Genomic DNA, 12,608 nt, shown 5'->3' on the forward strand with positions numbered 1-12,608 from the left:
TACAAGCGATTGTCCTGCCGTGCGGCCGTGCCCGGCAGCCTGGCTACTGGCCGGCCACGCTGGCGACGCTGTGGATAATCGCGTCGGCCGCCGCGCGCACGCGGGCCGAGCGGTTCAGGTCGGCGTGCATGACCAGCCACACGTCGTAGCTTTCCGCCCGTTCGGGCCAGATGCGCACGAGCTGCGGGTCGATGTCGCCCAGGTGAGTGGCCAGCTCGGCCACGCCCAGGCCCGCGCGCGTGGCTTCCTGCAGCATGGCCGCCGAATTGACTTCCATGGCGACCCTGGCGTTGGCGACGGGCTCTCCCGCGATTTTCTCCGCGTGCCGCGGCGTCACGGAATGGTGGTAGATGACGATGTCGTGGCCGGCCAGCGCCGTGCCGCGCACGGGTTCGCCCCGTGCGGCCAGATAGGTCTTCGATGCGTACAGGCCCAGGCTGCGCTTGACCAGGTGGCGCGAAATGAGGTCCGGGTCGGTGGGACGCACGCCGCGTACGGCCAGGTCCGCTTCGCGCCGCGTCAGGCTGGCCAGCGCGGGCGCCACGTTGAGCACGATGCGGATGTCCGGATGCGCCGCGTGCAGCCGCTGCATGGCGCGGATGACGAAATGGCTGGCCATGGTGTCGGTGGTGGCCACGCGCACCAGGCCGCTTAAACGGGTGTCGACGCCCTGCATCTCGCGCTGCAGCTTGTCGGCCGCCCGTTCCATCGCCTCGGCGGCCGTCAGCGCCAGCTCGCCGGCCGGCGTGGGCACATAGCCCGACGGCGTGCGCAGGAACAGGGTGGCGCCCAGCGACGTTTCCAGCGCGGCCAGGCGGCGCCCGCAGGTGGCCTGGTCGATGCACAGCAGGGCGGCCGCGCCGCGCAGGGTGCCGGCCCGGCCGATGGCCAGAAAGATGCGCGCGTTATCCCAATCCAAGCTGCTTCTCCTATTGCGTATGGTAATGCATTTTTGCATCAGTGTGCCGAGTTTATGCCTGTTTACTGCATCGTGCAACGCTCGCATAATGGCTGCCCCCTGTTACTGCAAGGAGTACCATGACTGCCCCCACACCGCTCCTGTTGACCCTGGCCTTCGGCTTCGTCATGGCCATGCTCGACGTCACGGCCGTCAACGTGGCGCTGTCCGATATCGCGCTGGACTTGCATATCCCGCTGACGGGCCTGGTCTGGGTGGTCGACGGCTACACCTTGACGTTCGCCGCGCTGCTGCTGGCCGGCGGCGCGCTGGCCGACCGCTACGGGCCGAAAGCCGTGTACCAGGGCGGCCTCGGCGTCTTCATCCTCGGCTCGATCCTGTGCGGCGCCGCGCCCGACGGGCATTTCCTGACGGCGGCGCGCCTGCTGCAGGGCGCGGGCGCGGCCCTGTTCATGCCCAGTTCGCTCAGCCTGCTCACGCACAGCTTTGACGACGAGCGCGAACGCACGCGCATGCTGGGCGCCTGGTCGGCGCTGGTGGGCGTGGCCGGTGCGTCCGGCCCCTTGATCGGCGGCATCCTCGTGCACCAGTTCGGCTGGCGCAGCGTGTTCTGGGTCAACGTGCCGCTGGGCCTGCTGGCCATCGTCATGGCGCAGCTGCTGCTGGCCGCGCCGGCGCGCCAGCCGCGCGATCTGTCTCTGTTCAGCCATGCGCTGGGCGTGGCGGCGCTGGCGGGCCTCAGTTTCGTGCTGATCGAAGGGCCCGTGCTGGGCTGGCTGTCGCCCGGCGTGCTGGCGGCGGGGGCGTTGACGCTGTTGTCGGCCGGGCAGTTGCTGCGGCGCGAGCGCAGCGGCAGCCATCCGCTGTTGCCGCGTGAACTGTTTCACAGCAGCAGCTTCGGCGCGGCCAATGGCGTGGGTTTTCTGATCAATTTCTGCGTGTTCGGCCAGCTGTTCTTATTGAGCCTGTTCCTGCAGCAGTCGGGCGGCGCCGATGCCCTGCAGTCGGGCTTGCGCCTGCTGCCCATGATGGCGGCCTATACGGTGGGGAACTTCATGGCGGGAAGTATCGCGGCCCGTCATGGCACGCGCTGGCCCATGCTGGCCGGCTTGCTGGTGGGGGCCGCGATGGCCCTGCTGCTGATGGGCTTGCGTCCGGGCACGCCGTATGGCTGGCTGGCGCTGGGCACGGCCGTCATGAACGTGGCCATCGGCATCGCCATTCCCGCCATGACGGCCACCGTGATGCGGGTGGCCGGCAAGCGGCATGCGAACAGCGCGGCGGCGGCCCTGAATGCCAACCGCCAGATCGGCGCGCTGGTGGGCGTGGCGCTGATCGGCAGCATCCTGCACATGCTGCCCGACTGGTCGCTGCGCCTGCCGCTGGCCTACGCGACGATCGCCGCCGCGTATGGCCTGGCGGCGGGCCTCGTGTACCGCCACGTGCATCTGCCGAAGGCCGTGGCCGCCGCCTGAAGCAGGCTTACTGTTCGTGCGTGCTGCGCCATTCCACCAGTTCTTCGATGGTCAGGATCGGCATGCCGTGCAGTTCGGCGAAGCGTTCGATATCGTCGCCGCGCATCATGGTGCCGTCCGGGTTCATCAGCTCGCACAGCACGGCGGCCGGGTTCAGGCCCGCCATGCGCGACAGGTCGACGGAGCCTTCCGTGTGGCCACGGCGCTCGAGCACGCCGCCGGGCGCGGCGCGCAGGGGGAAGACGTGGCCGGGGCGCACCAGGTCGGCGGGCTTGGCGTTCGGTGCGATGGCGGCGCGGATGGTGGTGACCCGGTCGGCGGCCGACACGCCCGTCGTGACGCCGTCGCGCGCCTCGATGGAGACGGTGAACGGCGTGCCGTAGCGGCTGCCGTTGTCGGACGACATGGGCGGCAATTCCAGCGCGCTGACGACGTCCGTGGGCAGGCACAGGCAGACGATGCCGCTGCATTCGCGGATCAGCAAAGCCATGGTTTCGTGCGTGAGTTTCTCGGCAGACAGGATCAGGTCGGCTTCGTTTTCACGGTCGAAATCGTCGAGCAGGATGACGGGAATGCCGGCGCGCATGGCGGCCAGGGCGGACTGGATGCGACCTTCCAGGTCGTTGGAAAGCAGGGTATAGCTGTTGACTAACATGGTGAAACGCTCCTCGCATAGGCGAAAAACGCTGCAGGGCAAGCGAATAGACGCAGCCGGCCGCATCGACAGGTCGATCGGACATCGCGTTTACTGCACATCTTCTTTCATCCGGACTATACCGTCGGCCCCGGAGTCACACCGGATCTGCTGACCTCTCCAAGCGGTGCCTGGAAAGCGCTCGCGGGCTTGACCGTTGCCGGTCTTACCGCCGGTGGGGAATCGCACCCCGCCCCGAAGACGTATTGTTGTGCCGGTCCACATGACCGGCGGCAATACTTTAGCACAGATGAAAAAATGTGGCAGGACACTGTTGAGTTTGCTATTCGGCAAAGTTCCCTGGGAAAAATGGTTTACCCTAAGCTGTTTTTAATGGCGGAAAGACGATTTCAGTGTAAGGTATGACTACTGAATCTTACCGTTGAGAATACATGAAGCTGAGTAAATTACGCCTGATCTCGGGCGCCGTCTTGCTGGCGTGCGCCTGCATGGCCCAGGCGGAAATCCGTTTGACCGATCCCCTGCCGCTGGCACCAGAAGTTACCGTCGGAAAACTGCCGAACGGCTTGACCTATTACATCAAGAAAAATGCCCGTCCCGCGCAGAAAGTGGAGTTGCGCCTGGTGGTGAAAGCCGGCTCCATCCTGGAAGACGACGACCAGCAAGGCCTGGCGCATTTCACGGAGCACATGTCCTTCAATGGCTCCACGCATTTCAAGCGCAATGAACTGATTTCCTATTTGCAATCGATCGGCGTGAAGTTCGGCGCCGACCTGAACGCTTACACGAGCTTCGATGAAACCGTCTACGTGCTGCCGATTCCCACGAACAGGAAGGAAAACCTGGAAAAGGGGTTTCTCGTGCTGGAAGACTGGGCGCATGGCTTGAAATTCAATCCGGCCGACATTAACAGCGAGCGCGGCATCGTGCTGGAAGAGGCGCGCCTGGGCAAGGGCGCCAGCGACCGCATGAACAAGGTCTTGTATCCGAAACTGCTGAACGGTTCGCGCTATGCGGAACGCATGCCGATCGGCAAGGAATCCGTGTTAAAGACGTTCAAGCCGGAAGCCATCAAGCGTTTTTACAAGGATTGGTACCGTCCCGATCTGATGGCCGTGATGGTGGTGGGCGACGTGGAGCCGAAACAGGCTGAAAAGCTGATCCGGCAGCATTTCGGCAAGCTGAAAAACCCCGCGAAACCGCGTCCGCGCCTGTATGCGGAAGTGCCGCAGCGTTCGCAAACGGAAGCGCTGGTGATCACGGACAAGGAAGCGCCGGACGACAGCGTCTTCATCCGCTACCCCATCCGCGCCGCGCAGGAACCCGTCACCATCGCCGACTACCGCCGCCAGATGATCGAAAACCTGTATGGCCAGATGCTCAGCGCGCGCATGCAGGAATTGACGCAGCAGGCGAACCCGCCCTTCATCCAGGGCGGCAGCAGCATGGGCAAGCTGGTGCGCGGCTATGAATCGTTCAGCGCGTATGCCTTGCTGGGCAAGGGCGGCGTGCAGCCGGCCGTCGATGCGCTGGTGCAGGAAGATGAACGGGCGCGCCGCTTCGGCTTCAGCCAGGATGAGCTGGACCGCGCGCGCAAGGACATGCTGCGCAATTACGAGCGCGCGTACAGCGAGCGCGACAAGTCCGATTCGGCCGGTTTCGTGGCCGAGTATTCGCGCAACTTCCTGGAACAGGAAGCCATTCCCGGCATCGCCAACGAATTGCTGTACGCGCAGGAACTCTTGCCGCAGGTGACCTTGCAGGAAATCAACGAGACGGTGGCCAAGGTGATTCCCGACCAGCAAAAGAAGCTGGTGGTCTTCATGGGCGCCGAACCGACAGCGGGCGATGCGGCCTCGACTGTGCCGACGCAGCAGCAATTGCTCGACGCCGTGGCGCAAGCGGAGCGGCAAACCGTCGAGCCGCGCACGGAGAAAGTGCTTGCCAGCAAGCTGATGGACGGTCCGCCGGCCGGCGGCAGCATCGTCTCGGAAAAGTTGAACAGCGCCATCGGCGTGACGGAATTGATCCTGGGCAATGGCGTGCGCGTGCTGCTGAAACCGACGGATTTCAAGAACGACCAAGTGCTGATGGGCTCGACGCGCTTCGGCGGCCAGTCGCTGTTCGGCGACGCCGACATCTATAACGCCCGCTATGCCAGCGCCGTGGTCGGCAGCATGGGCCTGAAAGACCTGGCACCGCTGGACTTGCAGAAAGTGCTGGCCGGCAAGACGGTCAACGTGGGCGCTTCGCTGGGCGAGCTGAGCGAAGGTTTTGGCGGCTCGGCCAGCAGCGCCGACGTGGAAGCCATGCTGCAGCTCGTGTATTTGTATTTCCATGACGTGCGCAAGGATGCGGGCCTGTACCAGTCCTTCATCGGCAAGCAGCAGGACCTGGCGAAAAACAGCATGGCGCAGCCGGAAGCCGTGTTTTACGATGCCATCCAGCACGCCATGTATGGCGACAACCCGCGTGTCGATGGCGTGCCGCGCGCGGCCGACTTCGACAAGGTGGGCCTGGACCGTTCATTGGACATCTTCCGCCAGCGTTTTTCCAGCGCGCGCGACATGACCTTCATCTTTGCGGGCAGCTTCGAGCTCGACAAGATCAAGCCGCTGATCGCCAGCTACCTGGGCACCTTGCCCGTGGGCGAGGTGGCGCACGCCTACCGCGACGTGGGCATGCGCCCGGTGACCGGGGTCGTCAAGAAGGATATCTACATGGGCAGCGAGCCCAAAAGCACGATTTCCATCACCTTCAATGGCGACGCGGCGTATTCGGACGAGCAGAAACTGACCCTGCAGGCGCTGGGCGAGGTGCTGAACCTGAAAGTCATCGAAGTGCTGCGCGAAAAGATGAGCATGATCTATGGCGGCGGCTTTGAAACCTCGATGGGCCAGCATCCGTACGGCCATTACTCGGTGGCCTTGAATTTGCCGACGGGACCGGAAAACGTGGACAAGGTGATCGCCGCGGCCTTTGCCGAAATCAACAAGATGAAGGCGGACGGGCCGTCCGTGGCCGACCTGGAAAAGGTCAAGCTGAACTGGATCACGCGCCAGCAAAAATCGCTGCGCGAAAACCGCTACTGGATGAGCCAGCTGATGGGTTCGGTGACGCAGGGGCGCGATCCCGCGCACATCCTGCGTTACGAGCAGCGCGTGCGCGCCATCACGCCGCAAGCCGTCAAGCTGGCCGCGCAGCGCTACCTGGACATGCACAATTATGTGCAGGTGGTGCTGTATCCGGAACGTAAAAACGTCGCGGCCAAGTAATTTATATGCCGGGCTTGCCGGGACGCTAGCGTGCCGAAGCTGTTAAACTGCTGTTAATTGATCTGATCGCAATTTAACAAGCAAGGAAATACGATGGCGAAGAAAGAAGAACTCGATCCGGAAACCCTGGAATTGATCAACTGGTGTATCGAGGTCGAAGGCTTCCTCGTGGCCGGCGGTGCCACCGTGGCGCAGGCGCAGGACCATATCGAAGAGCAGGTCGAGTGGTTTACCGACCAGTTCTATGATGGTTTGACGCCCGAAGAGGCGGCCAAGGAAGCGCTGGCGTGACGCGTCAGTAACAGCGAGTAGCAACAAAGCGGGCGGTGCCTGCCGGGCATCAGCCCGGTAGCGCCGCCCGCTTTGCTTTTCTGAAAAGATTTCCATTGGGAAATTGTTTATAATTCCACATTTTCTTTATCCAGGCACCCATGACTCTCCGTTCGCGCATTCTTTTATTGTGTTTCAGCACCTTGCTTGGCATCGTCCTCATCGCTTCCTTTTCCCTGTATTCCTTGCGCCAGACCATGATGGCCGAGCGCGTCGAGCAATTGACGGTGCTGGTCGAGCTGGCCAACGCGTCGGTGGAAAAGGCGTATGCGCTGGAACAGTCGGGCAAGCTCACGCGGGAGCAGGCCCAGCAGCAGGCCAAGCTGGCCATCGGCAGCTTCGTCAAGGATGAGATGTATTACTTCGTGCGCGATTTCAGCACGGACTTGCTGTACGTGCATCCGAATGCTTCGCGCATCGGCACGCCGCAAAAGAACATGAAGCAGTCGGGCGACCGCTACCGCGCCGCGCTGGCCAACAGCCGCATCGGCCTGGTGCTGGCGGACGGCACGCGTCCGGGCGTGAAGGACCCGGTGGCGAAGATGTATGCCGTGGTGAAATTTGCGCCGTGGGACTGGCTGATCGGCACGGGCACGTATATCGATGACATCAACCACAAGTTCTGGGCCCAGGCGGGTGCGCTGCTGGCCATTGGCGGCGCGCTGATGGTGGTGGTGGGCGCCCTGGCGGCCCTGATGCTGCGCCGCATCCTGGCCCAGCTCGGTGGCGAGCCCGACTATGCTGTCGCCATCGTGGCGCAAATCGCCCAGGGCGATCTGACCACGCAGATCGACACGCGTCCCGGCGACACATCGAGCCTGTTGATGGCGATCAAGGCCATGCGCGACAACCTGGCGCACCTGGTGAGCCAGGTGCGCAGCGATGCGGAATCGATTTCCACGGCATCGGGCGAGATCGCTTCCGGCAACCACGACCTGTCGGCGCGCACGGAGCAGCAGGCGGGATCCCTGGAAGAAACGGCCTCGACCATGGAAGAAATGACCTCGACCGTGCGCCAGAATGCGGACAATGCGCGCCAGGCCAACCAGCTGGCCATTTCTGCCTCGCAAGTGGCGAGCCAGGCGGGCGGCGTGGTGAGCCAGGTGGTCGACACCATGGGCGCCATCAATGCCTCGTCGAAAAAGATCGGCGACATCATCGCCGTCATCGACGGCATCGCCTTCCAGACGAATATCCTGGCCCTGAACGCGGCCGTGGAAGCGGCGCGCGCGGGCGAGCAGGGCCGTGGCTTCGCCGTCGTCGCCAGCGAGGTGCGCAACCTGGCCCAGCGCTCGGCCGGTGCCGCCAAGGAGATCAAGCAATTGATCGACAGCTCCGCCGAACAGGTGGGCGCCGGTGAAAAACTGGTGGCGCTGGCGGGCGAAACGATGGAAAAAGTCGTGTCCAGCGTGCAGCACGTGACCGATATCGTGGCCGAGATTTCCTCGGCCAGCGCCGAGCAGAGCGCCGGCATCGAGCAGATCAACCAGGCCATCGTCGAGATGGATAACATGACGCAGCAAAACTCGGCCCTGGTCGAGCAGGCGTCGGCGGCGGCGCAGGCGATGAACGAGCAGGCGGCGGGGCTGGCGCAGATCGTCAGCGTGTTCAAGGTGGGCGCCGTGGCGCCGGCCGCGGCACCGCGGCGCCTGGCGCGCTAGCCGCTTTTTTCTGTCATGAGGGGAACTTATCCCCGGCTCACCTGTCCAAACTTTTTCGTCCGCATGGGCGCACAGAAGAGGTGAGCATGACAGACGGTTTTTCCTATCACGCGGCATTTGCCCGCAACCTAGGCTGGGTGACGCAGGCGGAGCAGGAGAGCTTGCGGGGCAAGCGCGTGGCCATCGCGGGCATGGGCGGCGTGGGCGGCGTGCACTTGCTGACCCTGGCGCGGCTGGGCATCGGCGCCTTCCACATCGCCGACTTCGACACCTTCGATATCGCCAACTTCAACCGCCAGGCCGGCGCCATGATGTCGACCCTGGGCCAGCCCAAGGTGGCCGTGCTGGCGCAGATGGCGACGGACATCAATCCCGAACTGGAGATTAAACAGTTTCCCGACGGCATACACGACAGCAACCTGGCCGAGTTCTTTGCCGGCGTCGACCTGTACGTGGATGGCCTCGATTTCTTTGCCTTCCCCGCGCGCCAGGCCACCTTCGCCACGTGCGCGCGCCTTGGAATTCCATCCATCACGGCCGCGCCGCTGGGCATGGGCACGGCCGTGCTCAGCTTCATGCCGGGCGGCATGACGTTCGAAGAATACTTTGGCTGGGGCGACTTGCCCGAGGAAGAGAAGGCGCTGCGCTTTCTCGTCGGATTGGCGCCGGCCGGCTTGCACGGCCCCTATCTGGTGGACCCGTCCGCCATCAACCTGAAGGAGCGGCGCGGGCCGTCGACCATCATGGGCTGCCAGCTGTGCGCGGGCGCGGCCGCCACGGAAGCCTTGAAAATTCTGTTAAAACGCGGCAAGGTGATGGCGGCGCCGCACGGCATGCATTTCGACGCCTACCGCAACAAGCTCGTGCATACATGGCGTCCCGGCGGCAACCGCCATCCGCTGCAACGGCTGACCATGGCCATCATCAAGCGGCGCCGCGCCGCACAGGGGGCATAAATGGCGCAAGCATTGCTGAACGATCCCGTGCTGGAAGACATCCTCGAGCAGGCGCGCTGGGCGCCCAGCGGCGACAACACGCAGCCTTGGCGCTTTGAAGTCGTGGACCAGCGGCACGTGGTCGTGCATGGCTTCGATACGCGCAGCCACTGCGTGTACGACCTCGACGGCCATCCCAGTCAGCTGTCCTTGGGCGCCTTGCTCGAAAGCATGGCCCTGGCGGCCAGCTGCCACGGCTTGCGCATGGAGGCGCGCCGGCGCACGGCCATGCCCGAGACCCTGCCCACCTTCGACGTACGGCTGGTCGACAGCCCCGGCATGCTGCCCGATGCGCTGGCGGCCTTCCTGCCCCGGCGCAGCGTGCAGCGGCGCCGGCTCAGCACGCGCAGCTTGCGCGCCAGCGAAAAGGCGGCGCTGGCGGCCAGCTTGCCGCCGGGCTACGGCGTGCAGTGGTGCGAAGGTGCGCGCGCGCGCCTGGCCTGTGCACGTCTGATGTTCGACAATGCGAAGCTGCGCCTGACCATGCCCGAAGCGCACAAGGTGCACCGCGACGTGATCGAATGGGGCGCGCGCTTCAGTGCCGACCGCATCCCGGAGCAGGCGCTCGGTGTCGATGCCATGACGGCGCGGCTGATGCGCTGGGTCATGCATAGCTGGCGCCGCGTGGATTTTTTCAATACCTGGCTGGGCGGCACTATTGCCCCCCGGCTGCAGATGGACTTGCTGCCGGGGCTGTATTGTGCCGCGCATTTCGTGTTGCTGGCCGATGCGCCGCCGCGCCATATCGACGATTACGTGGCGGCCGGCCGCGCCATGCAGCGCTTCTGGCTGACGGCCACGCAGCTGGGCCTGCAATTGCAGCCGGAATTGACGCCGCTGATCTTTGCCCGCTACGTGCGCGAACGGCGCACCTTTTCACGCACCGATGGCATGCAGGACATGGCGCAGGAACTGGCCGTGCAATGCCAGGCCGTGCTGGGAGCGGCGGCGGTCGAGCGGGCCGTGTTCCTCGGGCGCATAGGCGCGGGGCCGGCGGCGAGTGCGCGTTCGCTGCGCCGGCCGCTGCAAGACTTGCTGGTGGCGCCCACGGCTGGGCCGTGAGGCGTGCTTCCTGCGCGGTCAGCGCCGCCGCCGTGGCGCCAGGGCAGCCAGCGCCGCCAGGCCCGCCGCCAGCAACGGCAAGGTGCCCGGTAGGGGCATCGGCGTGACCGCCGGCACATACGCCAGTTCGGAGCTGTTGAGCATGTTCAACACCAGGGTATAGCTGCCCGCCACCAGGTTGTCCGTGACGGCGCCATACTGCCCGCCGCACGTCGTGCCGATGCCCGTGCCCGTGGGCGCGCCGCAGCCGCTGGGGTCGTACGTGAACATGCTGCCGCTGGTCAGCGGCGTTTGCGCGTATCCTGTGTTGAGGTTGGCGGCGTCGGCCAGTTCGGTGCCGCCCAGGATGCCGGAGCCCAGGCTGCCGTCGGGGGCCCAGTTGAAGACGATCTGGCCATGTTCATCGATGATGGTAAACGTCATCGCCATATTCGTCGTGGCCGCCGAGCCTGTGCCGGCCAGGGCGTCCAGGTACAACTGCATGAAGGGCAGGGCCTGGAAGTCGAAGGCCAGGGTCGCGCCCGGTTGGCCGACGACGAAATTGACGGTCATCGCGGTGCTGGAACCGTTGCGTCCCGAGGCGTCGGCGCTGCCGCCGCCCGTGAGGAAGGTTTCCGCCGCATTCACGGTATGCGTGCTGGTCGAACCCGGTGGAAAGGGCGGGATTTGCGAGGTGACGATCTGCGCCTCGCCGCGCGCATACGAGGCATTGCCCATGCCTTGCTGCGTAAAGTCGTTTTCTCCCTTGGTCACGGCGCCGCGTGTCGCTTGCGGCGCGTCGATCTCGTTGCTGCCGCCGTGGATGATGCTGCTGCCATTGAGCGTGGCGGTGGTGCGCGACAGGTCGATATTGCTGAGCAGGGAGACGGAGCCGGAGGGATTGCTGATGACCAGGCCAAAGACGCTGGTGTACGAATAGCCATAGGCGGCGGCGCTGGCAGTGCCGCTGCTGGCCAGCAACAGCAAGGCCAGCAGGGCCGTTGGCAAGCGGGTACAAGAAAATATAGTCATGAAAATCCTCATCTGCCGGTCGGCCGCGTTGTAAGGAAAGCCGACAGGCTTGCCACATAAAAAAAGGCGAGGAGACTCCCTCGCCTGTAAATCCCCCTGTTGCCTGTTTCAGGCGGCAAGCTTGCGGCGGCGGGCATAGCCCAGGCCAGCCAGGCCCAGACCCAGCAGTGCAAGAGTGCCAGGTTCCGGCACCGCCTGTTTCACCAGGTCCACGCTTTCCACCGCATTCAAGGTCAAGGTGTAGTTGCCGGTCGCGAGGGCATTGCTGACGGAACTGAAGTTGCCGCCGCAAGCCGTACCCACGCCTGTGCCCGTGGGTGTGCCGCAACCGGTGGGGTCATACGTAAACAGGTTGCCGCGCGTCAGGAAGTTGGTCGCCAGGCTGGTGTTCAGGTTGGCCGCATCGGCCGATTCCGTGCCACCGAAGATGCCGGAGCCGATAACGCCATCGGGTGTCCAGTTGAAGACAGTCGCGCCGGTCGAGTCGGTGATGGTGATGGTCATCACCAGGTTGGCCGTCGCGGTGGACAGCTGGCCCACTGTGCTTTGCAGGAAGACTTGCATGAATGGCGACGAGAAGAAGTCAAAGCTCAGCGTTGCCGTGGGGGAACCGACGACGAAGTTGACGGAGAAGCCCGTGGTCGAACCGTTGCGCCCGGACGCATCGGCCGTGCCGGCAGGATCATCCAGATGGGCTTCGGCCACGTTCACCGCCTGCGTGGAGGTGGAGCCGGGCGGGAACGAGGGGAACTGCGTGCTGACGATCTGCGCGTCGCCGCGCGAAAAGTTGCCCGTGGCACCTTGTTGCGTGAAGTCGTTCTCGCCCTTGGTCACGGCACCGACGGCGGCGCGGGGCGAGTCGAGCAGGCCGGGACCACCATTGATGACGCTGACGCCATTCAGGGTGGCCGTGGCGCGCGAGATCGTGGTGCTGTTCAGGGCGGTGATGGAACCCGTGGCGGCGGCGATCTGCAGGCCGAAGATATTGTTGTAGGCATAGCCGTAGGCGCCCGCTTGTGCGCTACCGGCCGCGCACAGCATGGCCAGTGTCGCTGCCGCTGGGAGCAGTTTCAGTTTAGAAAGTTTCATGTCATTCACCTCGTGGTTGAGTGAGTCTGGAAGTCTTGCCTGAGTCCTGTCGGCAGGTGCTCATGGCCAGACTTAAGCGACTTCCATGCCAACGCATGAGGTTCTTTTGAAATCAAGGACTTGGCGTGCTTTTGTT

10 protein-coding genes and 1 riboswitch are annotated in these 12,608 nt (G+C 64.4%); of the genes, 6 read left to right on the forward strand and 4 right to left on the reverse strand.

Annotated features, from left to right (window positions below):
- Nucleotides 1-43: 43 nt before the first annotated feature.
- Complete coding sequence (locus AC0V2Y_RS11925; RefSeq protein WP_475415280.1) at nt 44-919, reverse strand: LysR family transcriptional regulator; 876 nt, start codon at nt 917-919, stop codon at nt 44-46.
- A 119-nt stretch (nt 920-1,038) separates the two neighbouring features.
- Between AC0V2Y_RS11925 and AC0V2Y_RS11930 the strand changes: the two genes are divergently transcribed.
- Nucleotides 1,039-2,394: an MFS transporter gene (locus AC0V2Y_RS11930; protein WP_475415281.1), complete on the forward strand. Its 1,356-nt coding sequence runs from the start codon at nt 1,039-1,041 to the stop codon at nt 2,392-2,394.
- A 7-nt stretch (nt 2,395-2,401) separates the two neighbouring features.
- Here the strand turns inward: AC0V2Y_RS11930 and ribB are convergent, their stop codons facing one another.
- Nucleotides 2,402-3,049, reverse strand: coding sequence for a 3,4-dihydroxy-2-butanone-4-phosphate synthase (gene ribB, locus AC0V2Y_RS11935; protein WP_475415282.1), 648 nt, complete (start codon nt 3,047-3,049; stop codon nt 2,402-2,404).
- Nucleotides 3,050-3,144: 95 nt separating this feature from the next.
- Nucleotides 3,145-3,295: riboswitch (FMN riboswitch) on the reverse strand.
- A 185-nt stretch (nt 3,296-3,480) separates the two neighbouring features.
- Between ribB and AC0V2Y_RS11940 the strand changes: the two genes are divergently transcribed.
- From AC0V2Y_RS11940 to AC0V2Y_RS11960, 5 genes are all read left to right on the forward strand, one after another.
- A complete protein-coding gene (locus AC0V2Y_RS11940) occupies nt 3,481-6,324 on the forward strand; it encodes a M16 family metallopeptidase (protein WP_475415283.1) in 2,844 nt (947 codons plus the stop codon).
- 93 nt (nt 6,325-6,417) lie between these two features.
- Nucleotides 6,418-6,615 carry a hypothetical protein gene (locus AC0V2Y_RS11945; RefSeq protein ID WP_010399555.1) on the forward strand — a complete coding sequence of 66 codons (198 nt, stop codon included), beginning with the start codon at nt 6,418-6,420 and terminating at the stop codon, nt 6,613-6,615.
- A 140-nt stretch (nt 6,616-6,755) separates the two neighbouring features.
- Nucleotides 6,756-8,315 (forward strand): methyl-accepting chemotaxis protein, encoded by a 1,560-nt coding sequence (locus tag AC0V2Y_RS11950; RefSeq protein WP_475415284.1) that lies wholly within the window; start codon nt 6,756-6,758, stop codon nt 8,313-8,315.
- Between the two features lie 86 nt (nt 8,316-8,401).
- Nucleotides 8,402-9,271, forward strand: coding sequence for a ThiF family adenylyltransferase (locus tag AC0V2Y_RS11955; RefSeq protein WP_475415285.1), 870 nt, complete (start codon nt 8,402-8,404; stop codon nt 9,269-9,271).
- On the forward strand, nt 9,272-10,372 hold the full coding sequence (locus AC0V2Y_RS11960; protein ID WP_475415286.1) for a nitroreductase family protein: 1,101 nt from the start codon (nt 9,272-9,274) through the stop codon (nt 10,370-10,372).
- Nucleotides 10,373-10,390: 18 nt separating this feature from the next.
- Here AC0V2Y_RS11960 and AC0V2Y_RS11965 read toward each other — a convergent pair whose 3' ends face one another.
- Together AC0V2Y_RS11965 and AC0V2Y_RS11970 are read right to left on the reverse strand one after the other, a co-directional pair.
- Nucleotides 10,391-11,383 (reverse strand): EDSAP-1 family PEP-CTERM protein, encoded by a 993-nt coding sequence (locus AC0V2Y_RS11965; RefSeq protein ID WP_475415287.1) that lies wholly within the window; start codon nt 11,381-11,383, stop codon nt 10,391-10,393.
- A 108-nt stretch (nt 11,384-11,491) separates the two neighbouring features.
- On the reverse strand, nt 11,492-12,472 hold the full coding sequence (locus tag AC0V2Y_RS11970; protein ID WP_475415288.1) for an EDSAP-1 family PEP-CTERM protein: 981 nt from the start codon (nt 12,470-12,472) through the stop codon (nt 11,492-11,494).
- Nucleotides 12,473-12,608: the final 136 nt, after the last annotated feature.

The sequence above is a fragment of the Janthinobacterium sp. BHSEK genome (genome assembly GCF_056174685.1).

What these genes read in the sequence shown, in the direction of transcription:
- AC0V2Y_RS11930 (WP_475415281.1), top strand. Translation starts at nt 1,039, where the DNA reads ATGACTGCCCCCACACCGCTCCTGTTGACCCTGGCCTTCGGCTTCGTC.
- ribB (WP_475415282.1), bottom strand. Translation starts at nt 3,049, where the DNA reads ATGTTAGTCAACAGCTATACCCTGCTTTCCAACGACCTGGAAGGTCGC.
- AC0V2Y_RS11940 (WP_475415283.1), top strand. Translation starts at nt 3,481, where the DNA reads ATGAAGCTGAGTAAATTACGCCTGATCTCGGGCGCCGTCTTGCTGGCG.
- AC0V2Y_RS11945 (WP_010399555.1), top strand. Translation starts at nt 6,418, where the DNA reads ATGGCGAAGAAAGAAGAACTCGATCCGGAAACCCTGGAATTGATCAAC.
- AC0V2Y_RS11950 (WP_475415284.1), top strand. Translation starts at nt 6,756, where the DNA reads ATGACTCTCCGTTCGCGCATTCTTTTATTGTGTTTCAGCACCTTGCTT.
- AC0V2Y_RS11955 (WP_475415285.1), top strand. Translation starts at nt 8,402, where the DNA reads ATGACAGACGGTTTTTCCTATCACGCGGCATTTGCCCGCAACCTAGGC.
- AC0V2Y_RS11960 (WP_475415286.1), top strand. Translation starts at nt 9,272, where the DNA reads ATGGCGCAAGCATTGCTGAACGATCCCGTGCTGGAAGACATCCTCGAG.
- AC0V2Y_RS11965 (WP_475415287.1), bottom strand. Translation starts at nt 11,383, where the DNA reads ATGACTATATTTTCTTGTACCCGCTTGCCAACGGCCCTGCTGGCCTTG.
- AC0V2Y_RS11970 (WP_475415288.1), bottom strand. Translation starts at nt 12,472, where the DNA reads ATGAAACTTTCTAAACTGAAACTGCTCCCAGCGGCAGCGACACTGGCC.